The following is a 24160-nucleotide window of genomic DNA, read 5'->3' on the forward strand; positions in this document are numbered from 1 at the left end:
GTCACCGGGTGCCCTGCGCCACGAGCTTGGCGATGGCGTCGACATTGCCGGAATCGACGAACGCCGGGCCGGTCTGCACCGGGCGGCCGCCGCCGACGGTGTTCAGGTTGGTCCGGTACAGCCGCAGCATCACCACCGGCTGGTAGCCCTGCTCGTACTGCTGCTGGTCCACGGCGAACAGCAGCTTTCCGGCCCGGATCGCGTCCACCACATCGGAATTCAGGTCGAAGGTGGCCACCGTCGCGCTCGACCGCACCTCCCCGGCCGCCGCGACCGCCCGCGCCGCGATCTGTGAGTTGAGTGTCAGCACCGCGTCGATGGAGCGGTCGGCCTCCAGCGCACCCCTGATGCGGGCCTGCGCGTCGGTCGGGTTGTTGATGTCGACCTGCAGCGTGCCCGCATTGCCGAAGCCCTGGATGGCCCCGCCGCAGCGCTCGGCGGCGCTGACGTTGCCCGCCTCGTGAATTACGCAGAGCATCTTCGTCTTTCCGGCCTCCCGCAGCCGCCTGCCCGCCGCCTCGCCCGCGGCCCGCTCGCTCTGGCCGACGTGCCCGATCGCCCCGAAGGCGGCGCTGTCGGCCTCGCCGGCGTTGATGGTCACCACCGGGATGCCCGCCGCGACAGCGCGTTCCACGGACGGGCGCAGCGCCTGCGGGTTCGCCATCGACACCACCAGGCCGCCGACGCCCTGCGCCACCGCGTTGTCGACCAGCTTGGCCTGCTGGCCCGGGTCCCCGTCGGAGTTGTACTCGACGCGAATGCCCAGATCCTCGCCCGCGGCCTGGGCGCCGTTCTTCACCACGTTCCAGAACGCGTCGCCGGGCGTGCCGTGCGTGACGACCGCGACGGATTCGAGGGTGCCCGCGGCCACCGGCGTCTGCGTCTGCGATACCGGCGCATCGGCGCCCGGCCCGCTGCACGCGGCCAGCATCGCCCCGGCGGCAAGCCACGGCAGGATCCGGCGCAGGCGGCCGTGCCCGCCTGGTCGCGACTTCGTTGTCATGGGCTCCACCTAGGTTCGAGCGGACTCGCGCGCGGCGGTCAGGCCCGCCAGATAGTGCAGGCTGCGGGCGGTGTCGCGGGTCGGGCCCGCGGCCGAATCACCCGGCGCGAGCGCCGTATCCTGCTCGATCACATACCAGCCCCGGTAGCCTGCCGCCTGCACGCAGCGCACCAGGGTGTCGATATCGACATCCCCCTCCCCCAGCGGGGCGTACAGCCCCCGCCGCACGGCCTGGCTGTATTCCATTGTTCCGCTGCGGATCTCGTCGGCGCGGGCGTTTCGCACATCCTTGAGGTGAACGTGGCCGATCCGGTCGGCGTGGCGGCGGGCCAGTCGCACCGGGTCGGTGCCGCCGACGAGCAGGTGCCCGGTGTCGAGGCACAGGTCGAGGTCGGAGTCGGCGAGGAAGCGCTCCACCTCGGCCTCGTTCTCCACGTGCGTGCCGACGTGCGGGTGCAGGACCGCGCGCAGGCCGTGCTCGGCGGCGATATCGCCGAGGGTGGCGGCGGTGTCGATGAGGGTGCGCCATTCGTAATCGCCGAGCCGAGTGCGCGTGTCGTACCCCCGGTCGCCGGTGGCCGCGGCGAGCACTAGCACCTCGGCGCCCAGGGCGGCCAACAGCGCGGCGCCGGTACGAGCGGCGGCCATGGCGCGGCCGGGCTCGCGATGCAGGGGCAGTGCGAGGAAGCCGCCGATCACCTCGATGCCGAAGGGAGCGAGCAGGCCGCGCACCGCGGCGGGCTCGCGGGGCAGATATCCGGGCGGGCCGAATTCGGTTGCGGTCAGGCCCAGCCCGGACATCTCGGACAGGACGGTCGCGGCGTCGAGCACGTGGCCCCAGCCCGGGACTTCGCAGACTCCCCAGGAGATAGGTGCGGCGGCGATGCGGAGCGGGTGCAGCGGTTCGGTCATCGGGACTTCTCCGGCCGGTCGGTGTGCGAGAGGAGCGCTCCGGAGTATTGGAGCGCTCCAACTATGTAACCTGGATCACGATGCTGTCAAGAGCCGGAGCCCGTGTCGAAAGGTAGCCTCTAGCTGGGTAAAGGTCTCTCCTGCAGGGCAAATGGGTGGCCGAAAAATGTCGAGTACGGGCGATTAGAGCGCTCTATTGATCGACTCGCGGCGGCGCTGTAACGTGCTGCACACGCGGCCCGCCCGCCGCGTTCGATCCACCCAGGAGGCCATCCACGATGCCGCGACCGACGATGGAGGATGTGGCCGCGCAGGCCGGGGTCTCCCGCGCGCTGGTCTCGCTCGTCATGCGGGGGTCGCCGAAGGTGAGCGAACATCGCCGCCGCGCGGTGCTGGAGGCGGCGAAGGATCTCGGCTACCAACCGCATGCGATGGCGCGGTCGCTGGCCAGCCGCACCTCCAACATCGTCGGCGTGATGGTCTCGGACCTGCGCAACGCGTTCTTCGCGGACGTGGTCGAGGGCATGGACGCCGCGGCGCAGCAGGCCGGGCTGGAGCTGATCCTCAACACCGGTCGCCGCAGCGCCGCCCGCGAGCGCACCGCGCTGGAGAGCCTGCAGACCTTCCGGCCGGGCGGGATCATCCTGTTGTCGCCGGTGCTGCCCGCGGCGGCGATCCGGGAGGCGGCCCACCAGTGCCCGGTGGTCCTGGTATCGCGCAGTTCGACGGTCGCCAATATCGACACCGTCAACGACGACGGCGAGCGCGGCGTCGCCCTGGCCGTCGAACATCTTGTGGCACTGGGGCATCGGCGGATCGTCCACTTCGACGGCGGTGCGGCCTTCACGGCGGCACCGCGGCGCAAGGGCTACCTCGCGGCGATGGACGGCCACGGCCTCGAACCCATGGTCATTCCGAGCGAGCATACCGACGCGGCCGGTATGGCCGCGGTGCGCAAGCTGCTGAAGGTGTTCTCGCCCAGCCATTTTCCCACCGCGCTGGTCTGCGGGAACGACTTCAACGCGGTCGGGGCGATGTCCGCGCTGGAGGAGGCGGGACTGCGGGTCCCGCAGGATGTGTCCATCGTCGGCTACGACAACTCGTCACTGGCCGCGCTGCGGCACGTGGCGCTGACGACCATCGACCAGCCGCGCGGCGATATCGGCCGGTTGGCCGTGGAGGCGCTGGTGGAGCGCCTGCGCGAGGGCCGCACCACACCGGCCCGCCGGCGCGTGTCGCCCGCGCTGGTCGTCCGCGCCACGACCGCGGCACCCAGAAGTTGAAACCCGGTAAGCCGCAACGCCTTCGGGACTCGCGGCGCCCTCGACGCAGCACCGACAGGAGTCACGCATGACAATCAGGTTGGGACTCGCCGGCACCGGCCGCATCGGCACCGCCCACGCCGAGACGTTGAAGGGGCTCCCGGGTGTGTCGGGAGTCGTCGTCACCGACGCCGACGCGGGGCGCGCCCGCACCACGGCGACCAAGCTCGGCGTGGAGTTCGCCCCCGATATCGAGGCGGTGCTCGGGGCAGATATCGCGGGACTGGTCATCGCCACCGCCACCGATTCGCATCCCGAGCTCATCCTCGCGGCCGTCGACCGGGGCATCCCGGTGTTCTGTGAGAAGCCCGTCGCCGCCGATATCGCGGGCACGCTCGCGGTCATCGCCCACGTCGAAAACTCCACGGTGCCGGTGCAGATCGGATTCCAGCGGCGTTTCGACGCCGGATACGCCGCGGCCCGCGCCGCGGTCGCCGCCGGTGAGCTGGGGTGGTTGCACACCCTGCGCGCCACCACCCTCGATCCGGCCCCGCCTCCGGCGGAGTACATTCCGCGGTCCGGCGGCCTGTTCCGGGACTGCGGCGTGCACGATTTCGACATCATCCGCTGGGTCACGGGTCGGGAGGTGACCGAGGTGTTCGTACTCGGGGCCAACCGCGGTGAGCAGTTCTTCGCCGATGCCGGTGATGTGGACACCGCCGGGGTGCTGCTGCGCATGGACGACGGTGCGCTGGCGACGGTCTCGCTGAGCCGCTACAACGGGGCCGGGTACGACGTGCGACTCGAGGTGCTCGGCAGCAAGGGCAATGCCGTTGTCGGACTGGACGACCGGGCTCCGCTGCGCTCGGTGGAGCCGGACTACCCGGTATCCCCGTTCCCGCCCTACCCCGGTTTCATGGACCGATTCCGCCGCGCCTACACCGAGGAGCTGACGGTGTTCACCGACGTCGCCGCGGGCAGGGTCGAAAGCCCGTGCACACCGGGAGATGCCCTGGAGGCGTTCTACATCGCCGAGGCCTGCGAGCTGTCCCGACGTGACCGACGGCCGGTCGCGGTGGACGAGGTGCGCCGCTAGGGCGGATCTCTCATACCGGAGGGTGAGCGGGAATCGCACCACACGGTGATGTCCCGGAGTGTCCCGGCGCGGGACGCTCCGGTCATGCACTTGCGCCGCAGCGTAATTCCCCTTGTCCTGGCCTTGGCGATCATGTCGGCCGCCCTGTCCGCGTGCACCACGACCGCGGAGAAACGGGCGCCGAGCCCGGACTGGCGGCCCTGTGCCGAGAACGCGCAGGTGGAGTGCGCGACCATCGCCGTGCCGGTGGACTGGTCGGACCCCGGCGGTCCGGCCATCGATATGGCGGTGGCGCGGAAGCGAACTCGGGGCGCGGATCGGATCGGCACGCTGATCCATCTGCCCGGCGGGCCCGGCGGTTCCGGCGTGGACGAACTGCTGCACGACGACCGCTTCAGCCCGGAGCTGCACGCACGGTTCGATATCGTCAGTCTCGACCCGCGCGGTGTGAAGCGCAGCCATCCGGTGCGCTGCGATGCCGGTCTGGCCGCGGCACGGCCCAATCTCGAGCCCGACACCGGCGCCCGGTTCGCCGAAGTCCTCTCCTACGCACGCGATCTCCAGGACAGCTGCCGCCAGTACACCGGGCCGCTGTTCGATCATCTCGACGGGGCGAGCGTCGCACGTGACGTCGACGCGCTGCGAAATGCCCTGGGCGAGAACACGGTCAGCGTGTACGGGCCGTCCTACGGGACCATGTCCGGGCAGGCATATCTGGAACTGTTCCCGCAGCGAGTCCGCGCCATGGTCCTCGACAGCGTCGACGACCACAGCCTCGACACTCCCGGGTTTCTTGCCAGCGAGGCCCGAGCGGGCGCGGACTCGTTCGCCGGATTCGTCTCGTGGTGTGACCGGGATCCGGCGTGCACGCTGCACGGCAGAGATGTTCCCGCGTTGTTCGACGAGTTGTACGGGCGCGCGTCGCGGGGCGAGTTGTCGAACCCGGACGGCAAGGCCGTGGGCCCGATGGAGCTGAGCCGTCTCGCACTGCAGCACCTCACGGAACCGGAATGGCCGCGCCTGGCAGCCGATCTGAACGACATGAGCAACCGCCCGCCGACGCCCGTGGCCGCACCCGTGCCGCAGCGACGCGGCCAGCCGGTGGACGCACCGGAGCTGATCGCCTGTTCGGACTGGCCGTCGGGCATTCGCGACCAGGCGCAGTGGGAACAGCTGTGGCGGGAGCAGAAGCAGAATGCGGGAACGCTGCGGTCCCACTTCGCCTGGGTCGCCGGGAGCATCTGCTCGGCCTGGCCCCCGCCTCCGAACCCACCGCACCGGCCCGAGATCGACAATCCGCCAACGGTTCTGCTGATGAACTCGCGCCACGACCCCTCCACTCCGTACGAATGGGCCGCGAATGTCGCCGCCGACACCCCACGATCGGTGCTGCTCACCTACGACGGCTGGGGCCACGGCGTCTACCGCCGAAACGCCTGCACCACAGGCACCGCCGACCGCTACCTCATCGACCTCACAGCGCCCCAACCGAATACGGTGTGCCCGACGAGCAACTGAGGCCGGGTGCACTCACGCGAACCGGCCCGCTGTTACCGTCCCGGGGGCCACGCGCCGCGGGTGCGGCGCGCCTGATCGTCCAGCCGGTCGCGGATCCGGGCCACCCGGTCGTCGGGTGAGGTACCCAGTACGACGGCCGAGACGGACAACCGGCTCGGCGATGCCTCCTCGTCGGCGGGGACACCCCGGTACCGCAGGACGGCACAGAGATCGGGCCCGTACCCCAGGTCCACAGCGGTCGCGTCGGCGCGATGCTCCGCGCGGCGGGCGATCGGCACCAGCGCCAGGGCGGCCAGTTCCGGAGCCAGCCGCAACAGCAGCGCCGCCTCCAGCCCGACGATCAAGGTCGACATCGCCACGATCGGGCAGGCCACCAGGATCCGGCTCAGCGCGGTCCAGATCAGGAGGAAGGCCCGGGAGCCGCCCGGCGGTACGCGCTGCGCGAGCCAGTCCCCGGCGGCGACCGGGCCCGCCAGCAGCGCCCGCTCCCCCAGCACCACCGGCGCGTTGAACCCGCGGAAGACGAACTGCCACAACGCCGCCCGGCCCTGCCGCCGGTGCCCGAGTTCGTGCGTGAGCACCGCCTCGAGCTCCCGCCGCCCCAGCCCCGCGAGCGAATCACCGTCCACGGCGATCATCCGGTCCGGGAGAACACCACCGCGGCGTCCCGTCCGAACCCACAGCGAGTAGGACGAAGCGGACGCTCCGGACTCGTGCGCGACCCTGTGCCATGCCTTGGTCAGGGCGAGCCGCTCCGCATCCGTCGGGGATCGCAGGCCGAACAGCGGCAACGCCCAGCCGCGCTCCGCACCCAGGAAACACCCCGCGCCCCAGGCCGCGCACAGCAGGAACCACCCCACCGGAACAGCGGCCGGGGTGCCGAGCCCCAGCGCCATGCCGAGTCCGTAGAGCAGCACCGTCATCAACACCGCGGACGGTCCCGCGGCCAACAGCAGCGCGGACCACGCCCCGGCACGGTCCACCAGCGCGCGCCGGGTAACCGCTGTCACATCGGCGGGGTTCGCCTTCGCGATTACTTCGGAGGTCACATGCGACGGTACAGCGAATTGCGCCCGCCCCGCCGATTTCCTTCCCCGCAGACCGCCTCACTGTGAACAGATTCACGTCGCCGCAGGCTCCCGACCTGCGGCGACACCCATCGCACGGGCCTTCCGATACCCCCTATTTCTCGATGTTCTCGAAGTCGAAAAGCCCATTCCAGGCCAGCGGCGCCTGCTTGACCTTCTCCGACCTGCCCGCATTCGAGACGTAGTTGAGAATCGGAATGTCGGCCATATCGCGAATCAGCACGGTCTGCGCCTGCGCGATCTGCTGATACGACTCCTCCGGCGTGGGCGCCGCCAGGGCGGCGTTGAGGAGGCGGTCGAATTCGGGATCCTTGTAGTCGACGTCATTGGTCTCCGAGCTTGAGAGGAAATTCGAAGTCAGGAACTGCAGCATCGACGGATAGTCGCCCTGCCAGCCGTAGCGGAAGGCCTTGCCGATGGTGCGCGAGTGCACCAGATCGCGGATCTGCTTGAAGGTCGGGTACGGCACCGCGACGGCCTCGATCCCGAGCGTGTTCTTGATGCTGTTCGCGACCGCCTCGAGCCACGCCTGATGGCCGCCGTCGGTGTTGTAGGCGATTTCGAATCGGCCGGACCACGGCGCGATCGAATCGGCCTGCGCCCACAGCTTTCCGGCCTCGGCCGGATTGTATTCGAGGGTCTGCACGCCGGGCAGATCGCCGCGGAAACCCTGTAGCGTGGTGGCGGTGTAGTCCCGCGCCGGTGTTTTCGTCCCGCTCCAGATGGTGTCGCAGATCTGCTGCCGATTGATGGCCATGGACAGCGCCTTGCGCCGCAGCAGGCCCTCCTCGCCGCCGAAATGCGGCTGGTTCGGCTGGATGCCGATGCGCTCGTTCTGCGCGGTCGGCTTGCTGATGGCCCGGTCGCCGAGGTCGTCCCGGTAGGTGGTCAGCGCGCTCGACGGCATGGTGTCGAGGGCATCGAGATTTCCTGCCAGCAGGTCGGAGTAGGCGGTGTCGTAGGACTGGTACATCACGAACCGCAGGCCCTTGTTCTTCGGTGGCCTGCCGCCGTGATAGCCCGGATTCGGAACCAGGTCGATCTTCACGTTGTGCTGCCACGCGCCGGGCTCGGCGAACTTGTACGGGCCGTTGCCGATCGGATTCTCGCCGTAGGCCTTCATATCCCGGTACGCCGACTCCGGTAGCGGATAGAAGGGGGCGAATCCCATCGAGAGTTCGAAGTCGATCGACGGCTGCTTCAGGTCCACGGTGAAGGTGCGGTCGTCGACGACCTTCAGGCCCGACATCGTCTGTGCCCGGGGCGGATCCACCGATACATCGTCGTAACCCGAGATCGACGAGAAGGCCCAGTTCTGGTTCTGGCCGTTGGTGGCGAGCGCGCCGTAATTCCACGCGTCCACAAAGGATTTCGCCGTCACCGGGCTGCCGTCGGTGAATTTCTGATCCGGCTTGATCGTGATCCGGTAATGCTGGCGGTCGCCCGATTCGATCGACTCCGCCAACTCGTTGTGCGCCTTGCCGTTCGCGTCGTAGTACTTCAGGCCCGCGAACAACCGGTCCACCACCCGGCCGCCCATATTCTCGTTGGTATTGGTCGGCACCAACGGATTCTGTGGTTCCGCGCCGTTCACGGTGACGACATCGGAATCACCGTCGCCGGACGAACATCCGGTCAGCGCCAGGCTCGTGGCCAGCACCGCCGCCGTGATCGCACCAAGTCGTAGATACCTCAACGCCCTCTCCTGTCCTCGAGGCACACGAGTGTGTTCGGACACTAGCCCTGTGAAGGGGCGTTGTCAGCGGGATCGGCATCGCCGGGAGCTTTCCCAGATATGGAGCATATGTTCTAATTCATTTAGAGTGAACGCTTCAGAAGCGCCGCGCGGCGGTTCCGCGAAGGAAGGTGATGGCGATGGCCGTGGTCAATATCCACTCCCGGGAGCTACCGGCGACCGCGGGCGAGGTCGGTGCGCTGATCGACTCGCTCGCGGGCGACGGCGATCGGCTCTGGCCGCAGGACCGCTGGCCGCCAATGCGTTTCGACCGCCCGCTCGGTGTCGGCGCGGTCGGGGGGCACGGGCCGGTCCGCTACACCGTCGAGGAGTACCAGCCGGGGCTTTGGATCCGGTTCCGGTTCAGCGGCCCGCGCGGGTTCGACGGATTCCACGAATTCACCGTGCATCGCGGCGGGAACGGATCCGCCGAACTGCGGCATCTGCTCGCCATCCACGCGCGCGGCCCGGCCCGGCTGACCTGGCCGCTCATCTTCCGCCGGATGCACGACGCATGCCTGGAGGACTGCCTCGATCGGGCGGAGAGAGCGGTGACCGGCACGGTGCGCGGACCGGCACGGTGGAGCCCGGTGGTCCGCGTGCTGCGCGCGGTCATCGAGCGATTCGGGACCCGCTGACCGGTGGTCAGCGGGCCGCGATGTCGCGGCGCGGGCCGCCCGGGAAGTTCGCCTCGTCGAACAGGACCCAGCTCTCGACGGCGATCTCGTACATCCGCGACGCACCCTCGGGCATGGCGCCGAGCACTCCGGCCGCATTCGGCCAGCGCGCCACGAACGCGCGGATCTCGGCGTCGACCCCGGTGCCGGGCAGTTGTGCGGCGCGGCCGGTGAAGGAAACGCCGCGGGCGGTCCGGCCGAGTTCGGCCGGTGGGTCGTCGAGTATCGCCCCGGCGACGGCCGGATTGCGCCGAATGTTGTTGGAGTGCACCCGATCCGTGCGGGAGACGAAGTGCAGGCGGTCCGGGGCGAAGGTGGGCACGTACCAGACGGTGCACACCACCGGCGTGCCGTCCTCGCACAGCGTCGACAGCTGCATCAGCCCGGCCGCGGCGACATACGCCTCCAGAAGTTCTCGTTCGCCCACGGTAGGCACCCTAGACGCCCCGCCGCTCGAATCGGCTCGCTTACCCATCGGTGAGAACATGTCGCGACAGATGTGCGCGAAAGTCGTTACCCTTGCGAGAGATCAGAACGGGCAGCCGATGCCGAAGGGGCAATGACAATGACTGCACCGAACGAACCCGCCCCACCCCGATACCGGCACGCGCCCGAATCCCGTTCCCGCAGCGGCGTTCCCGTACGCACCGACCCCCATCCCGCCGAGTCGGCGCACCGCTGCTGCGAACGCCCCGCCGTCCGCCACCTGTCGGCCCGCTACCGCTCCCGCCCACCCCAGCCGACTCCCCCACGCCCATCCCGAGATTCGCGGATAGGAGCCCTGATCGGCCTGGTCCTCACAGTAACCAGCGTCCTACTCCTAGCCGCAGCCTGCGTCCTCACCAACTCCTCCGACCGCACCCCCCTCCACGTCTCAACAGGCTCCCTCCCCGAAACCCCTTCCACCACAACAACTCTCTGAGCGAACGAGATTCGCTAGGGGCGGGTGACGATGGTGGTTCCTTGGGATAGGAGGGTGGTGGCGGTGAGGCCGAACAGGGTGCGGAAGGTGTCGCTGAAGTGGCTCGGGGAGGCGAAACCGGCGTCGGTGGCGGCGCGGGTGAGGTCGTGGCCCGCGGCGATGGACGCGGCCACCGACAGCATCCGTGCCCAGAGCCGGTAACGGCGGAGGCTGGTGCCTGCGCCCGCGGCGAAAAGATGCAGGAAGCGGGAGGTGGACAGACCGGCCGCGGCGGCGAGTTCGTCGGCACCGAGGTCGCCGGAGGGGTCCTCGATGATCGCGGTCATGGCTCGGCGGATGCGCGGGTCGATCTCCGCCGCGCCGCCGCCCAGCAGGAGCCGATGCAGTTCGTCGAGGTCGGCGTGTCGGTGCAGTTCGGCGAGCAGGTCGTCCTCGGCGCGGTGGTGTGCCGCGATCGCCTCGGACGTGTCGGTCATCGCGGAGCGCAGGCGATCGGCGTGGACGGAGCGCGGGTCCACGTAGAAGAACAGCATGCGGCCGTCACCGGCCTCGATCCGGTGGGTGGTACGCGCCGGGACCAGCACGCTGCGGCGACGGCGCGCACCGCCGTCCGGCGTCGTGACCGTGAACGGGCCGTCGACCCCGAGCGCGAAACAGTGAACGGGCGTCGAATGCGTGTCCAGGTGAAACGACGGCCCCAGATACGCCGCATGACCGGCCCACAGCCACACCGTCCGGGTGGCACGATCGGTCGGGGCGGCGGACATGGTGGTCATGGTGCCACGCTCAGGCGACAGCCAGCACACACACGGCACCGGCCGCCTCGACCAGGCAGTAGAACCAGATCGGATAGAACGCCGTGGCGGTGTCGGCCAGCCGGGACAGCACCCGCCCGGCCGCCATCCCCGCCAGCGCGACGCCCACCGCGATCGCGGCGCCGCCGCGCAGGTCGTCGGTGCCGCTCGCCGACCACCACAGCAGCGCGGCCATCGCGAGCCCGAATCCGCCGTAGACCGCGCGGATCTCCGATCGGCTCACCGCGGCGTCGACCGTGAGGCGAAACGGCCGGGCCAGCGTCGCGGGACGCATCAGCGCGTAGATTCCCATGCCCGCGAAGAATATTCCGGCCACGGCAAGCACCACAGTTCTCACTTCACGACCTCCCGCTGCCCCTTGCGCACCATCACCAGTCCGCCCATCAGTGCCGTCAGTCCCACGGCGTCGGCCATCGCCACCCGCTCCAGTGCCGCATTCACCGGGCGCTCGGCGAGGACGAGCGCCAGGAATCCGGCGAAGCTGACCGCATTCGCCCCCGCGGCGACCGCTCGCAGCCGAGGCCGGAAGGCACCGACCACCAGCGCGATCCCGACGATCGCGAACAGCACGCCGCGGTGCCGGAGCAACACCGCGACGTCGGGACCGGACGGCGAAATACCGTATGCCGCATATGCTTTCCGCGCCGACAGCACGCCCGGCACCGGCACGGTATTGATCAGTCCGGCCAGCACGAGCAGGCCCTGCCCGCAACGTCGGATCCACATGGCTCTCCTCGGGTCGAGTTCCTCGAAATACTCGCCCGGTCCGAGCCAGGACGCTTCCGGAAACGTGCTACCGGTTCAGTACGCGCTCCCGGTGATCGCCGTGCACAGCCCGCTGACCGGGCGCTCGGGGTCCAGCGCCGTCGCGATCATGGCCACCGCGGTGGGGGAATACTGCTGAGAGAAGTGCTCGGAGTGGTCCGTGGGGCACACCCGGTCGATATAGCGGGTGGCGGCATTGGTCGCCCCCGCGGGCGCGGGCATGCCACCCAGCAACGCGAAGGCGTCGACGGAATTGGTGATCTGGACGTACTCGATCTCCGGCTGCAGCGGTTCGACGAGTTCCCACGCCCACGGGTCGGTGACGTTCGCGCCGAACAGCGCCACCGGCGGGACGACACCGTTGTAGAGCATCGCGTCGTACACCGGTGCGGGGATCGAATCACGCGCCAGCGCAGTGACATCGACCGGCGGCCCGGTCAGCCGGTAGGGCGAGGACAGCAGCACCATCCGGTCCACCCTGCCCGCCCCGCCGAGCGCGTTGACGTAGTAGCGGGCCACCATGCCGCCCTGCGAATGCCCGACCAGGTCGACGCTGTCGGCGCCGGTCGCGGCGAGAACGCGATCCACCGTCGCGGCCACTGTTCGCGCGGACAGCGCCATGGGGTCCATGCCGTTCAAACCCGGTGGGACGTCATAGATCTCCCGGCCGTAGTTGAAGGTGAACACGCAGTACCCCAGGTTGTGCAGGTACGGCGCGAGCGTGGTCCAGGAGACGGCATCCGACAGGAACGTCGAGGTAACCAGGACAACGGGTTTCGAGTGTTCGCCACCGGGCCTGCAGCCGTAGTCGTTGGCGCCCGCGACCGGACCGTCCCACGCGGTGACGGCCTGGTCGACCATGGCTCGGTTCCCGTACGGAACCGGAAGTGGCGCAGCGGTTGCGGGCGCAGGCCCGGTCAGCATGGTCGCGAGGACGACACACGAGGACATCCACCCGACTGCCCAGCGCCGCCGAAATCCCTTCTCGGAGAACATAGAACGCACGCGTACACCAGCCATGACCACACCCCGCTCGACCGCCGGGAGCATATCCCGGCTCTCCGATGAATCAGGTTGTGCTGCAATGCTTTACGTCTGCAACGCAGGGACTGTAACAGCGCGGTCCGGGCACCGGATACCCCTACTCGTCGGGGGTTCGGCCGCTACCCCGAGGCAAGGCCGAAGCGTTCGGCGAACTCCGACATCCGGTCGTGCTGCCGTCCGGCGTCCGGGGCCATGAAGTTCACCACCAGCCGCGTGACGCCGTGGCCCGCGAGTTCGTCGACGCGTTCGGCGGTCAGGTCGCTAGCGCCCCGGCGCGTGTACTCCAGGGCGGCGGGATCGCGTCCGGAGTCCGCGGCGGTCTTGCGGGCCAGCGCCATCTGCTCGTCGCGTTCCTGCTCGGTGAGCAGCCCGCCGGCGAAGTACCCGTCGCCGCGCAGCGAGCTTGCGCCGCAGGGTTTCCACCGAGTCGGGCATTCGTCGCCGTTGCGATTGCCGGCGCGCAGGCAGGTGACGAACGGCCAGATCGAATCCCAGCTCGAGCAACGCCCGGATCTTGCGGACGATGGACACCTCCGCCTCGTCGTACACCCGGTACCCGCTGCTCTAGCGCCGCGCCCGCACCAGCCCGTGCTGCTCGTAGTACCGCAGCGTGCGCGCGCTCGTCCCGGCACGACCCGCCAGCTCCCCGATCATCATCCAACCTCCTCGCTCGGTACCACGACGCTGAACATTGACACCGGCGTCAAGGCAAGAATGTGGGTCCGGTCCGATCACGCGAACAGCGCGTGCAGGGGGCCGGTCGCCTCGGGGCCGTAACCGACCGCGCCGACCGGGATCGCCGCGCCGATCCGCTCGATCACCCGCGCCGCCCATATCGGACCGAACGCCCCGCACAGTTCGATCAGTTGCGCACCGTCGGCGACCAACCGCGCCGCCGCCCCGGGCGCCTGATCGGGTGCGCCGAGCCCGACCAGGACGGTTCGGCACGTCCCGGTATCGACGACCGAGATGTCGCGATGCGGATCGCATCCGTCGGCGACATAGAGGAAACCCCAGTGCGTGAGCGCCATGGTCGTGGCCTTTCTTCGAAGATGCGGTATGCCCGGCCAGCTAAGCGCGACAAGGGATCCCGCGTCCACGAGGCAGGTCCGCACGAGCGTCCGGCTACGCCTCACCCGCCAGCTCGACGGCCAGATCCGACAGGCGATCGGCGTCCCGATGTTCCGGATCCCACACCAGCGCGTGGCGCAATCGGGGAGCGTGGGCCAGCTCCCGCCAGACGGCACCGCTCGTCGCGTCCCAGCGGGGGCGGACGGCGACCACATCGCCCACCGCCAGTTCGGCGAGAACCGGCCCGCGGCGCGGCGGACCGCGGCGGATCCGCCGCGGCTGCCACCCCGCTCGACGGAAGGTGTCGAGCATGGCGTCGTGGTAGCCCGGCGCCAGCTCGCGGTCGAACCACAGCAGGTCCCGGCCGTCCAGATCGTTCCAGCCGACCACGGCGGCGCCCGCGAGCGGATGGGCGGCCGAGACGAGCACCCCCAGCGGCACGTCGCTGACGGTGTGTACCCGCAGTCCGCCGGTCTCGGCGGGCAGCACGATCAGCGCCGCATCGAGTTCGCCGCGCGGCACCCTCCGCAATTGCTCGCTCACCGGCAGGTCCCGCACATCGAGGTCACCCGCCGCATTCCGCAGTGCCGCGACAACCCCGGCGCGGACACCGGGCGTGACTCCGATTCGCCACGGCCGGGTCGGACCGGCGCTCGCCCGGACGGCCTGCTCCCCCGCCCGCACGGCGTCGAGCGCCCGGCGCGCGTGCGGTAGCAGCGCGTGGGCGGCGGCGGTCGGGGTCATGCCGCTCGGCGTGCGATCGAACAGCGACGTACCGAACTCCCTTTCCAGCGCGATGATCTGCTGGCTGAGCGACGTGGCCCTGATTCCCAGCTCCTCCGCCGCACGGGTGAGGTGCCGCCGCTCCGCCACGGCGACGAAGTATCGCAACTGACGCAGTTCCACTCGCGCTCCTCCACTTTCGCTGTGCCGGAACTATGTCGGCAGTCCCGCGGCGGTGCGCATGGCCGCACGGCCGCGGCGGGCCGCCGATGGGTCGTCGAGGAGCTGGATCTCCTGATTGACCGCCATCGAGATGCCGACGAGGACGGTGGCGATTTCCGACGGCGGGCGGTGCGCGGTACCGGTTTCCGCCTGTGCCGCAGCGATTTCGGATGCCAGCAGGGCGCGCCAGTCGACGACCGCACTGCGGAGCCGATCGCGCAGCGGACCCGGGCGGCCGTCGAGCTCCGCCGAGGCCGCGGTAGCGAAACATCCACCCGGGAAGGGACATTCGGCCAGATAGTCGATCCAGCGGTCGATCAGCCGGGTCAGCCTCGCAACTCCCGGCGGCGTATCGGCCAGCGGGTCGATGACGATCGTCCGGAAGATCCCACCGGCCCGCTCCAGCGCGGCGTACTGCAGCTCCTCCCGCGATCCGAACGGGCCGACGACACCGGCCTTGCTCATGGCGAGCCGCTCGGCGAGGGCGCCGATCGTCAACCCTTCCAGGCCGATACGCGACGCTTCCTCGACGGCGACGCCCACGATCCGCTCCCGGGTGCGAGCCGCCTCGGCGCGCGAATTTCGAGGAGACATGCACCGAACTATAGCGTACGGCCGTTCGCCATACTATGGTTAGCGAACGATCGTACGTTATATCGGAGGTGGAATATGACCGAGCTGCTGCGCTGGGATGCGATGGCCCTGGCACTCATCGGCCACGACGTGACCGTGCTCGACGATGCCGACCTCGATCGGCCGACCCCGTGCACCGGCTGGACGGTCGCGGATCTGATCCGGCACATGAACGAACGGCACGAGGCGATCATCGAAACCGTCCTCGCACCGCTCGCCGACCCCGGCGACGATCCCCGCGACAGCTTCGCCCGCACCGCCGGGCGATGGGTGGCGGCCATGGAGCAGACCGGCGACATCGTGCGGCTGCCGTGGCTGGGCCCGATGCCCACCGAGGAGGTGCTGTCGATCCACTACGTCGACATGCTCGTGCACCGCTGGGACCTCACCCGCGCCCTCGACCGAACCTATTGGATCCCGGAAAGATTCACCGCCCGAGCCCTCCCCATCGCCCAGAGAATCACCGCCCCGGGAAGCCGCCTCAACGCCCCCGGCGGCGCCTACCACACCCCCCTCCCCCAAGACCCCGCACTCCCCACCATCGACAACATCGTCGCCCTCCTCGGCCGCAACCCGAACTGGCAACCGACCACACCGGCAATGCCACAGCCCCCAACCACCCAGCCGACCGCCGCTCGCTGAGTTCGTCGACGTTGTCGGCTGGTGTACTGGTACGCATGGATGTGCGTGCGATGGCGCGGGCGGAGCGCACCGAACTCGCCGATCTGATCGCGAGCTTGTCCGACGACCAGTGGAACGCCGAGAGCCTATGTGCGCCATGGCGTGTGCGCGAGGTAGCGGCGCATGTGCTCGGCTACGGTCTACTGACTCCCGTACAATTCGCCACCCGGCTGGCCCGAGGCCGGTCCTTGCATCACAGCAACGAGATCGATATCGCGCACTACAGAGACCGCACACCTCGGCAGTTGTCCGACCTGATTCGCGACAACCTCGAACCGTCGGGATTGACCGCCCGGTTCGGGGGTCGAGTTGCCTTGGCCGAAGCGATGATTCATCAGCAGGACATCCGCCGGTCACTGAGCATCCCTCGGGAGATCCCGCCCGGAAGGCTGCGAGCGGCATTGGATTTCACCCGCTACGCACCCCTCATCCGAGGAGCCTGGCGCGTCCGCGGCGTCCACCTGACCGCAACGGATCTGGCATGGGCCCACGGCGTCGGCCCACAGGTCCGCGGCTCGGGCGAGGCCCTGCTCATGGCGATGGCCGGGCGCGCCACCACCCTCGACGAGCTGGCCGGTCCGGGGAAACAGCGACTCATCGGACTCCTCCGGGCGTAGGTGCGTAACACTGTCACGCTCAGCGCGGATCGGTGAGGGGGGTTGTGGGGGTGACGGTGTGGGTTCGGAGGAGGAGGTCGAACCAGTCGGCCAGGCCGGAGCCTGCGATGTGGTGGTCGGGGTCGCGGGTGGGGGTGTAGGTGCCGATCACGAGGCGGAGTTTGGTGGGGTGATGGAGCCATTGGTGGACCGGGCCCGGTGGGGCGTCTCGCAGATCGAGCAGGTAGTTCCGGGGTTCGGGGATGTCGAGGACGGTGTCGGCGAAATCCGGTGCGGGAGCGGGGACGGAGAGGTCGGCGCGGAGCTGGCCGTGGTGGAAGGCCAGGGCGATCGAGAGGTAGCCGGTGCCGAATCGCTCGCGAAGCAGCGAGCCCGTGGTCGGGAACTCCTGTGACATCGCCGCGAGGGTCAGCCGGTCGGCGACCGCCGTATTCGACACGCCTTCCCAGTACGCGATCCGGTGCCCGGTGCTGTTGTGCCACTGGATGATCCGGCTCGCGGCATCCGCGGCCTCGGCGGCGAAATCACGGCGGCCGGAGGCGGTGCCGAACTCGTGGTAGCGCAGTATCAGCCGCGCCGCGCGCAGCACATCCGGGGAGCCGGGCAGCGACTCCACCAGTGCCAGTGCGTCTCCGGCATGGTCGGCGAACGGGCGTCCGGGATGCGTGCCGTCGGCCAGCTGAATATGCTCACCCAGCCGATGCGCGGTGATGATCGGCGCGTAGTGCGAGTTCAGCTCCGCGAGGCGCTGCGGCGCAACGGCTTCCACGAACCGCGACACCCGCGCATAGTGCTCGGGCCTCGCCGCTTCCGGCGTCAGGCCGAACAGGCGCAGGGGATCGTCCGGATGCTCGCGATTGAAGGCACGCGCCCACTCGAGCACCGCGAGGGTCTCGGTGTTGCGCCAGGGAACCCAGCACTCCTGCAACAGTTTTCGTGGATCACCGGCACCGGCGCGGACGAACTCGTCCATGGCCGCGACGACGACCTCGTCATCGAGCAAGGCCAGTGCCCGAAATCCCTTCTGCTCCACCAGCACCCGCAACACGCGATGCGCCAGCACCGAAACTTCGTGGCCCACACGGACCGTCATCCCGATTCCGGCCACCACGGCGCCACCGATCCGATCGGCGAGCAGCGCCGGGTCCGGCAGTGGCGCGTCGGCGCCGACGACATCCAGCGGGAGCGCCGACTCATGAATCCATCTCGTGATTTCCCCGGCGTCGGGCACGGTGCCTCCTACGGTGAGCGATCGCGAAAGGGCGATAAAGTACCTTTGCAATCAAAGCAAATTACCTTTGAGGGCAAAGGTAATCCGAGGAGGTGCGGGTGTCAACGACGGGACCGGATACCGACGACGCGATCCGCGCGCTGCTGCTGCTGATGCCCCGGCTGGTCGGCCGGGCCAAGCGCATGCAGCCGCCCGAGAATCTGCGGTCGCTCGCGCCCCGGCACCTGTCGCTGCTGTCGTATCTGCTGTTCGACGGCCCGATGACGGTCAACGACCTCGCGGCCCGTCTCGATCTCGCGCCGACCACGGTCAGCTTGATGGTCAGCGATCTCACCCAGCAGGGCGTGCTCGAACGCCGGGAGGACGACGCCGACCGCCGTCGCAAGATCATCAGCGTCACCGCGGAGATGCTGCCGTCGATTCGAGGGTGGCTGGCGCGCGGCGCCGATGCCTGGCGCGTGGCGCTCGAACCCCTGACGCCCGAACAGCGGGGAACGTTCATCGACACCCTGCGCGCCTACGAGGATGCGGTGACGAGTACGGACGAAGCACAGTCACGCTCCGCGCGCCGCGCCTAAGATGAAACGCTCATGCCGACTCGAACAGCTGAGAGGTGCCCGATGACGAAACCCGGCCTGCGACTCTGGGTCTCCACTCTCGGACTCATCGCTGCACCACTGGTGATGAGCGCTCCCGCCGCGGCGGAGCACCTGCCGTTGACCCCGGAGGCGACCGATACGGCAACCGCCGTCGACGCGCCACCACCGTGCGTCAACTACCCGGGCAACATCCCCTGCAACCTGTCGACATTCTCGAGCTCCATCGGAATCGGCCGCTGACTCAAACCGGATTCGAGTAGACGCGCGCAGGCGTGACGAGTACGGCGGTGCGGCGTTCCTCGCGCATGACGCGGTCGTAGGTGTCCCAATCGTCATGCGTGCCACCGGCCGCGGTGAAGATCTCGCGCAGCAGCAGGCGCAGCCGCTCGCTGTCGATGTCCGGATGGGGGTCGTCGGGTCCGATCAGCTGCGCCGAGCCCTCGACGGTAGCCCACTGCCAACCACCCCGGACCGTGACCGCGATGGTCGAATTGTGGCGCAGGTGAGCAAGTTTCGCGGTTCCGCCCCGGGCCACGAACCCGACGACATGGCCGCCGGACAGCGGGTGGGCGAGGACTCCCGCGTTGACGACGGTCGACTGCGGTGAGCCGTCGGCGCGGAGGGTGACGACCACGCTGAGGCCGTGGTCGAGGGCCACCAGGTCGGCGAAGGAATTCAGGTCGGTCATCGTCGGATCCCCGCTGTCCGTGTGATCGTCGCGAACCAGGCGGGTCCGCCGTTGTCGTCGTGGAATCCGGTCCGAATTCGGTCCGGTTCGATGCCGACGATATTCCATCCGGCGGCGGGAATGAAGGCCGCGGTCAGCTCCTCCTTGCTGACGGGGTGCGGTCCGGTATCCGGGCCCTCATCGCTGAAGCACAACACATACAGTGTCCCGCCGGGCCCTGCTACAAACCGTTCGGATGGCGTGCCGCGAGGGTGTTGTACAGCTCGCTGAGGTCTATCGAGTCGAGCGGGCCGGGCGGGGTGCGCAGTGTGTGGTCGATCTGCCGGTGCAGGGCTTCCATCTTTTCGTCCAGCTGGGCGGCCACCTCGGCCGCCTGGGTCAGATCGGCCCGGAGGTTCGGGGGGACCTCGCCGCGATATTTGTAATAGATCTTGTGTTCGAGGCTGGCCCAGAAGTCCATCGCGATGGTGCGGATCTGGATTTCCACCGGCATCCGCTCGGTGCGGTTGGAGCGGAACACCGGAATCGACACGATCAGGTGCAGGCTCTGGTAGCCGTTCGGTTTGCGATGGGTGATGTAGTCGCGCTCCTCCAGCAGGGTGATGTCCTCCTGGCCGATCAGCATGTCCTTGATCACCGCGATATCGGAGAGGAAGCTGCAGACGACCCGGACCCCGGCGATATCGAGCACATTCTCCCGAATGGAGGCGAGGTTCATCGCGTAGTTCTTGCGCTGGACCTTTTCCAAGACGCTTTCGGGCGACTTGAGCCGCGATCCCACATGCTCGATCGGGTTGTACTCGTGGGTGTTGTTGAAATCCTCGCGCAGGATGTTGATCTTGGTTGTGATCTCATCGATCGCGAACTTGTAGCCGAGCATGAAGTCGAGGAACTGTGTCCGCAGCGCGCGGACGTCATCGATGGTGACCGGGCCCCCGTTGCCGGGGGCCTCCGCGTCGCCGCTGTGGGTCGGCTGCCAGGCTCTCATTTCGCTCATTGTGCCTTTGCTTGCGGTTTGCCTGCCACATCGGGTGAGATGCACCACGGTCGGCGTCAGCCGTCGCCGCGCGTATCGGTGACGAGGGTGCCGATCTCGCGCATCCGCTCGACCGCATCCGCCGGATCGAGAATCGTTTCGGGCGTGTGGATTCCGGGTGCCACGGGATCACCGCGCAGGCCGATCAATCGCTCGACACCGAGGGCGACGCCGAGCGCGGTCAGAGGACGCTGGCCCTGCGGGTGTTCCAGGTGGCGCCCGGCCCGCAGCGGTGCACCCGCGTGATCCAGTCCTTCGATCTCGATACGCACCTCCACGGACGGGTGCGCACCGCGGCGGCGGCCCGCGGACTCGCCCACCGCGAAGTCGAAGCGGACATTCGATGCGCCCGTCGCGAGGCCTAGACTCGGCACGTCGGGGAGGGCGATGCCCTGGGCGGGCATCAGGATGCCGTCGGCGCTGCGCACCTCGGCCCGCGCGTCGGCCTCCGCGAGCCACGTGAAGACGCCGTCTCGGCGGATCAGCGCCGCCGTGGTGGCGACCGCCAGCCGATCCAGATCCGCCATCCCCGCGGGCCCACCGGCATCCGTTTCGTCCAGCACGCTACCGACCCGGATGGAGTCGACCCGGCCGAACTGCGCGGCCGAGTCCATCGCGGCCAGGACCACGAGACCCGCGAAATAGTGGCTGGCCAACAGAATTGGCGCGTTTGCGGCCCGCTGCGCGCCCGCGATAACCTCCGGCGCGAGGTCCACGAGGCCGTTGGAGATGCTCAGGTACGGCACCCCGTGCCGCTGCGCGTAGCCGAGCCCGTGCAGTCTGCGGTCCCACAGCGCCGCGACCACCGCCGAGTATCCGCCGTCCGACGGGAGCCCGAGATCGCCGCGGTCCAGGTCGATCACCACGGCCGTCGCGGCGCCCAGATCGTCGGCCACCCGCTGCGCGCGGCCGAGATCGCGGCCCGCGATGGTCAGCGGCAGCGTCGGATGCCAGCGCCGCAACAGGGCGGCCGTGCCCGCGCCCGCCTGCCCCGAACCACCCATCACCAGGACTGATTGCATGACGTCCACTCCCTGTCCGTAAAGCTACATTTTGTAACCTACACTTTGTAGCTAAACTGGGGGCGATACCGCAAGGGAGGATCGATGACCCGCTTGTCCAAGCAGGCCCGGCGCGAGCAACTGCTCGACGTCGCCCTGGCGATCGTGCGCACCCAGGGCGCCGACGGCCTGACCCTGGTCACCCTCGCCGAGGCCGCGGGAGTGAGCAGGCCGATCGTCTACGACCACTTCGCCACCCGGCCCGGGCTGCTGATCGCCCTGTACCGGCAGCTCGAGGAACGCCACCGGACGGCGGCCGCCCAGGCACTGCGCGACGCCGCACCGAACCTCACGCAGACGGCCCGCGTCGCCAGCTCCGTCTACTTCGAGTGCGCCACCGACATGCCCGAGTTCGCCGCCATTTCCGCTGCGCTGAAAGGAGATCCGGAGATGGAGGCGGTGCAGCGGGAGATGTACGACAGGTATGTGGACCTGATGGTCGGCTCGCTACAGCCACACTCGGACCTCGATCCCGAGATGGTCCGGCTGCGCTGCGTCGGCATCCTGGGGGCGGCTGAGGCGATCGCGGGCGAATTGAACAGGGGGCGAACAACATCCGCCGATGCCGTCACCGCGCTCGCCGATTTGATGGTGAGCAGCCTCGGGGGTGGGGCATGAACCGGCCCGCGCTCCTCCTTGAAAGTTCATCGCTCATGGGCGGGTAGCCCGCACCGCCCAGAAGGCGTACCGGCCTGTGCGGTGGCGATCGACACGCACCTCCGTGAAATGCGCTGTGCGGCAGTGGTTTGCGAACATGTGCGCCTGCTCCTCGGTCCACCCATGGCTGGCCAGCCCGGTCGCATCGGCGGGCGAATGCCGCTCGACGGTCACGAATCGTCCGCCGGGGCGCAGCACGCGCCGGACCTCCGTCAGAGCGGACTCGATCTCGGGCCAGTGATGCACCGTCGCGATCGCCCAGGCCACAGTGGCGGACTCATCGGGTACCGGCAGGCTCTCCGCCTTCCCCTCCGCCCACCGAATCCCCCTCCCGCGCACGAAGATTCGAGCCAACCACAACATCATCGGCGCCGGATCCACCCCCGTCACCCGGGCACCGCGCCGCGCGGCCACCGCCACCGCACCCCCGGGCCCACACCCGATATCGACAACATGATCCTCCCCCGTCACCCCAACAAGATCGGCCACCACCCGAGCCCGCCGCCGCCCCGCAACCAACATGACCACCCCCACCACCAGCCCAACCGGCCCAGCAAACCCCGCCCGCCCAGCATGATGATTGACAACAGCCCCCGACTCCCCACTCATCCGAACCTCCTCATGGTTTCCTACCCCCACCTTGCCGCTTCAGGTCGCCATGAGGTCAAGTGACGGGGCTTGATCCCGATCGGCCAGACCGCACCACCGCCCTCCCGACACTCTTCGCGACATCGGCCACGGACCAGGTTCGGGCCTGTCCGCCGGATCACAGCACCGCGACCGATCCCGCGTCAGGCCGCCTGCCGCCTCGAGAGCCCGCCTTGCGCAGACAGTCGCCGGGACGACATCAGAGGTGCAGTTGCATGTCCGCGTGCGCCTCAGTGAGCGTCGGCGGGACTACTCGTCGGTTGTGAGTCCACCCGCATTGTGACAGACCTTGGCGTACAACAGGTTTCGTGGTCTGTCGACGTCCACCCGGTTGCTCCCGGTCAGCCCCGTAGTTCGCACCGAAATCGTCGGCCAAAGGCACGCTGCGACGACGGCGACCGTGGCCGCTATACCCACCACCGCAAGCATCGACCACACCACATGCCAGCCGCACGCCGAATCCATCTCGACGCCGGTGTGATCGTTGATCCGGCAACTCACGGTTCCTCCCTCATACTTGATCGGGCGCGCGCGTATGTGGCTGGCGGATCTACGGTTTCGACATCGCGAATCTGTGACTAGCTACCGATCTGTCGACACACTTCTGGATCTCTATTGCCGTCGATCGTGCTTTGAATCAACCTGGCACACCGGTCGATCGCTGTATCTGCGGGCACGTGAACCGTCCCGAACGTACGTTGCAGCTGCATCTCGAACCGCACAACCTCGAACTTGGGCTGATCGGTGAAATAGTCCTCCGTCTTGGGTTTACGCCCATCATCGCCAGTCTTGAAGGTTCGGTTGCCGATAAATAGTTCCAACAGAACGTTCTCACACCATGCGTCAGCGCGAAACAAGGCATCGGCCAGCGGATGGAACAGCATCGGCAGGCCACGCTTCCGCAACCCGGCAAGCACATGCAGCTCGCGCAGAAACGAGTAGTAAGCGTTACCTACACGCCATCTCATAGCACCCAATGCCTGGTGCTGCGAGAAGCCTTGCAACTGGGCCTTCTCCACCATCTCCTGAGCCGGCTCCCACAACCAGGGCCGCGTGGCGCTGCCTTGGCACCACTCGTAGAACTCCTCCCACTTGTAGAGCCGCCCCACCTCTTCGAGCATAAGGTTGAATACGTGCGTGAAGGCGAAGTCCGGGAACCAATCGCGAATCAGCACTACTCGCTCGGCATCGGCCTTCCTCACCCTGCCCAGCGCATGCTCAGTCCTCAGTTCCGGAACTTCATCATCCGCGATCAGGTACGGAACCCGCGTGATGTGCGACAGCACCTTCTCCGCGACGGTTTCGCAGCCTTGCCGATGTGTCCACCAGTCCAGTTGATCCCGCGCGATCTGCCCCTCCGATGTGAAGTGCTCCACAACCTCACGGCTGTTCGTAGTGGTTTCCATGTACTCGCCCCCAACTCCTTGGGCCTCAATGTTTTCAGGTGCTGGACAGA

30 protein-coding genes and 1 pseudogene are annotated in these 24160 nt (G+C 68.6%); 9 read left to right on the forward strand and 22 right to left on the reverse strand.

Going from position 1 to position 24160, the window contains the following annotated elements:
* Position 1 precedes the first annotated feature (1 nt).
* Both QH290_RS16690 and QH290_RS16695 read right to left on the reverse strand, forming a co-directional pair.
* Complete coding sequence (locus QH290_RS16690) at positions 2–1003, reverse strand: substrate-binding domain-containing protein (RefSeq protein ID WP_280265914.1); 1002 nt, start codon at positions 1001–1003, stop codon at positions 2–4.
* A gap of 9 nt (positions 1004–1012) precedes the next feature.
* The gene (locus QH290_RS16695) at positions 1013–1915 is read right to left on the reverse strand and encodes a TIM barrel protein (protein WP_280265915.1); all 903 of its coding nucleotides are present in this window, start codon (positions 1913–1915) and stop codon (positions 1013–1015) included.
* A gap of 278 nt (positions 1916–2193) precedes the next feature.
* Here QH290_RS16695 and QH290_RS16700 point away from each other — a divergent pair, with 278 nt between their 5' ends.
* The 3 genes from QH290_RS16700 (at position 2194) to QH290_RS16710 (ending at position 5791) form a co-directional block, all read left to right on the forward strand.
* Complete coding sequence (locus QH290_RS16700; RefSeq protein ID WP_280265916.1) at positions 2194–3198, forward strand: LacI family DNA-binding transcriptional regulator; 1005 nt, start codon at positions 2194–2196, stop codon at positions 3196–3198.
* 67 nt (positions 3199–3265) lie between these two features.
* Positions 3266–4273, forward strand: a complete 1008-nt coding sequence (locus QH290_RS16705) for a Gfo/Idh/MocA family protein (protein ID WP_280383785.1) — start codon at positions 3266–3268, stop codon at positions 4271–4273.
* Positions 4274–4357: 84 nt separating this feature from the next.
* Positions 4358–5791, forward strand: a complete 1434-nt coding sequence (locus tag QH290_RS16710; protein WP_280265918.1) for an alpha/beta fold hydrolase — start codon at positions 4358–4360, stop codon at positions 5789–5791.
* Positions 5792–5823: 32 nt separating this feature from the next.
* Here QH290_RS16710 and QH290_RS16715 read toward each other — a convergent pair whose 3' ends face one another.
* The gene (locus QH290_RS16715) at positions 5824–6840 is read right to left on the reverse strand and encodes a M48 family metalloprotease (protein WP_280265919.1); all 1017 of its coding nucleotides are present in this window, start codon (positions 6838–6840) and stop codon (positions 5824–5826) included.
* 133 nt (positions 6841–6973) lie between these two features.
* Positions 6974–8575 carry a peptide ABC transporter substrate-binding protein gene (locus QH290_RS16720; RefSeq protein ID WP_280383788.1) on the reverse strand — a complete coding sequence of 534 codons (1602 nt, stop codon included), beginning with the start codon at positions 8573–8575 and terminating at the stop codon, positions 6974–6976.
* A 179-nt stretch (positions 8576–8754) separates the two neighbouring features.
* Between QH290_RS16720 and QH290_RS16725 the strand changes: the two genes are divergently transcribed.
* Positions 8755–9252, forward strand: coding sequence for an SRPBCC family protein (locus tag QH290_RS16725; RefSeq protein WP_280383791.1), 498 nt, complete (start codon positions 8755–8757; stop codon positions 9250–9252).
* 7 nt (positions 9253–9259) lie between these two features.
* On the opposite strand, the gene QH290_RS16730 is transcribed toward QH290_RS16725, so the two are convergent.
* The 10 genes from QH290_RS16730 to QH290_RS16775 all read right to left on the reverse strand — a co-directional run bounded on the left by QH290_RS16730 (position 9260) and on the right by QH290_RS16775 (position 15447).
* Entirely contained in the window at positions 9260–9718 is a 459-nt protein-coding gene (locus tag QH290_RS16730) for a pyridoxamine 5'-phosphate oxidase family protein (RefSeq protein WP_280383793.1), read from the reverse strand.
* Positions 9719–10227: 509 nt separating this feature from the next.
* Positions 10228–10989, reverse strand: coding sequence for a helix-turn-helix transcriptional regulator (locus tag QH290_RS16735; RefSeq protein ID WP_280383795.1), 762 nt, complete (start codon positions 10987–10989; stop codon positions 10228–10230).
* Between the two features lie 10 nt (positions 10990–10999).
* Positions 11000–11365, reverse strand: a complete 366-nt coding sequence (locus QH290_RS16740) for a DUF4345 domain-containing protein (RefSeq protein ID WP_280383797.1) — start codon at positions 11363–11365, stop codon at positions 11000–11002.
* A complete protein-coding gene (locus QH290_RS16745) occupies positions 11362–11754 on the reverse strand; it encodes a hypothetical protein (protein ID WP_280383798.1) in 393 nt (130 codons plus the stop codon). The genes QH290_RS16740 and QH290_RS16745 overlap by 4 nt, the downstream gene beginning before the upstream one ends.
* Positions 11755–11829: 75 nt before the next feature.
* On the reverse strand, positions 11830–12654 hold the full coding sequence (locus QH290_RS16750) for an esterase/lipase family protein (RefSeq protein WP_280265734.1): 825 nt from the start codon (positions 12652–12654) through the stop codon (positions 11830–11832).
* 302 nt (positions 12655–12956) lie between these two features.
* Positions 12957–13175, reverse strand: a complete 219-nt coding sequence (locus QH290_RS16755) for a hypothetical protein (protein ID WP_280265733.1) — start codon at positions 13173–13175, stop codon at positions 12957–12959.
* 226 nt (positions 13176–13401) lie between these two features.
* Positions 13402–13494, reverse strand: a complete 93-nt coding sequence (locus QH290_RS38095; RefSeq protein WP_280383800.1) for a MerR family DNA-binding transcriptional regulator — start codon at positions 13492–13494, stop codon at positions 13402–13404.
* Positions 13495–13568: 74 nt separating this feature from the next.
* Positions 13569–13868, reverse strand: a complete 300-nt coding sequence (locus QH290_RS16765; protein WP_280265731.1) for a DUF6506 family protein — start codon at positions 13866–13868, stop codon at positions 13569–13571.
* Positions 13869–13962: 94 nt separating this feature from the next.
* The gene (locus QH290_RS16770) at positions 13963–14814 is read right to left on the reverse strand and encodes a LysR family transcriptional regulator (protein ID WP_280383802.1); all 852 of its coding nucleotides are present in this window, start codon (positions 14812–14814) and stop codon (positions 13963–13965) included.
* Positions 14815–14844: 30 nt separating this feature from the next.
* Positions 14845–15447, reverse strand: a complete 603-nt coding sequence (locus QH290_RS16775; RefSeq protein ID WP_280383804.1) for a TetR/AcrR family transcriptional regulator — start codon at positions 15445–15447, stop codon at positions 14845–14847.
* Positions 15448–15522: 75 nt separating this feature from the next.
* Between QH290_RS16775 and QH290_RS16780 the strand changes: the two genes are divergently transcribed.
* Both QH290_RS16780 and QH290_RS16785 read left to right on the forward strand, forming a co-directional pair.
* Positions 15523–16128: a TIGR03086 family metal-binding protein gene (locus tag QH290_RS16780; RefSeq protein WP_280383806.1), complete on the forward strand. Its 606-nt coding sequence runs from the start codon at positions 15523–15525 to the stop codon at positions 16126–16128.
* 35 nt (positions 16129–16163) lie between these two features.
* Positions 16164–16784: a maleylpyruvate isomerase family mycothiol-dependent enzyme gene (locus tag QH290_RS16785; RefSeq protein WP_280265727.1), complete on the forward strand. Its 621-nt coding sequence runs from the start codon at positions 16164–16166 to the stop codon at positions 16782–16784.
* A 19-nt stretch (positions 16785–16803) separates the two neighbouring features.
* Here QH290_RS16785 and QH290_RS16790 read toward each other — a convergent pair whose 3' ends face one another.
* Positions 16804–18015, reverse strand: a complete 1212-nt coding sequence (locus QH290_RS16790) for an erythromycin esterase family protein (RefSeq protein WP_280383808.1) — start codon at positions 18013–18015, stop codon at positions 16804–16806.
* Between the two features lie 98 nt (positions 18016–18113).
* Between QH290_RS16790 and QH290_RS16795 the strand changes: the two genes are divergently transcribed.
* Together QH290_RS16795 and QH290_RS16800 are read left to right on the forward strand one after the other, a co-directional pair.
* Entirely contained in the window at positions 18114–18593 is a 480-nt protein-coding gene (locus QH290_RS16795; protein WP_280383810.1) for a MarR family transcriptional regulator, read from the forward strand.
* 42 nt (positions 18594–18635) lie between these two features.
* Complete coding sequence (locus QH290_RS16800; RefSeq protein ID WP_280383812.1) at positions 18636–18854, forward strand: hypothetical protein; 219 nt, start codon at positions 18636–18638, stop codon at positions 18852–18854.
* 1 nt (position 18855) lies between these two features.
* Here QH290_RS16800 and QH290_RS16805 read toward each other — a convergent pair whose 3' ends face one another.
* From QH290_RS16805 to QH290_RS16820, 4 genes and pseudogenes are all read right to left on the reverse strand, one after another.
* Positions 18856–19302, reverse strand: a complete 447-nt coding sequence (locus tag QH290_RS16805) for a TIGR03618 family F420-dependent PPOX class oxidoreductase (RefSeq protein ID WP_280265723.1) — start codon at positions 19300–19302, stop codon at positions 18856–18858.
* Positions 19299–19520 (reverse strand): annotated as a pseudogene (locus tag QH290_RS16810) (hypothetical protein); the annotation flags it as partial. The gene QH290_RS16805 and the pseudogene QH290_RS16810, both read right to left, overlap by 4 nt.
* Positions 19521–19522: 2 nt before the next feature.
* Complete coding sequence (locus QH290_RS16815; RefSeq protein WP_280265722.1) at positions 19523–20290, reverse strand: GTP pyrophosphokinase; 768 nt, start codon at positions 20288–20290, stop codon at positions 19523–19525.
* A gap of 65 nt (positions 20291–20355) precedes the next feature.
* On the reverse strand, positions 20356–21360 hold the full coding sequence (locus QH290_RS16820) for a saccharopine dehydrogenase family protein (RefSeq protein ID WP_280265721.1): 1005 nt from the start codon (positions 21358–21360) through the stop codon (positions 20356–20358).
* Positions 21361–21444: 84 nt separating this feature from the next.
* Between QH290_RS16820 and QH290_RS16825 the strand changes: the two genes are divergently transcribed.
* Positions 21445–22017, forward strand: coding sequence for a TetR/AcrR family transcriptional regulator (locus QH290_RS16825; protein WP_280383814.1), 573 nt, complete (start codon positions 21445–21447; stop codon positions 22015–22017).
* Positions 22018–22050: 33 nt separating this feature from the next.
* Here the strand turns inward: QH290_RS16825 and QH290_RS16830 are convergent, their stop codons facing one another.
* From QH290_RS16830 to QH290_RS16840, 3 genes are all read right to left on the reverse strand, one after another.
* Complete coding sequence (locus QH290_RS16830) at positions 22051–22665, reverse strand: class I SAM-dependent methyltransferase (protein WP_280383816.1); 615 nt, start codon at positions 22663–22665, stop codon at positions 22051–22053.
* Between the two features lie 288 nt (positions 22666–22953).
* Positions 22954–23205, reverse strand: coding sequence for a hypothetical protein (locus QH290_RS16835; protein WP_280383818.1), 252 nt, complete (start codon positions 23203–23205; stop codon positions 22954–22956).
* A gap of 77 nt (positions 23206–23282) precedes the next feature.
* The gene (locus tag QH290_RS16840) at positions 23283–24110 is read right to left on the reverse strand and encodes a hypothetical protein (protein WP_280383820.1); all 828 of its coding nucleotides are present in this window, start codon (positions 24108–24110) and stop codon (positions 23283–23285) included.
* Positions 24111–24160: the final 50 nt, after the last annotated feature.

This window comes from Nocardia wallacei (assembly GCF_029869545.1).
GTDB classification, from domain to species: domain Bacteria; phylum Actinomycetota; class Actinomycetes; order Mycobacteriales; family Mycobacteriaceae; genus Nocardia; species Nocardia wallacei_A.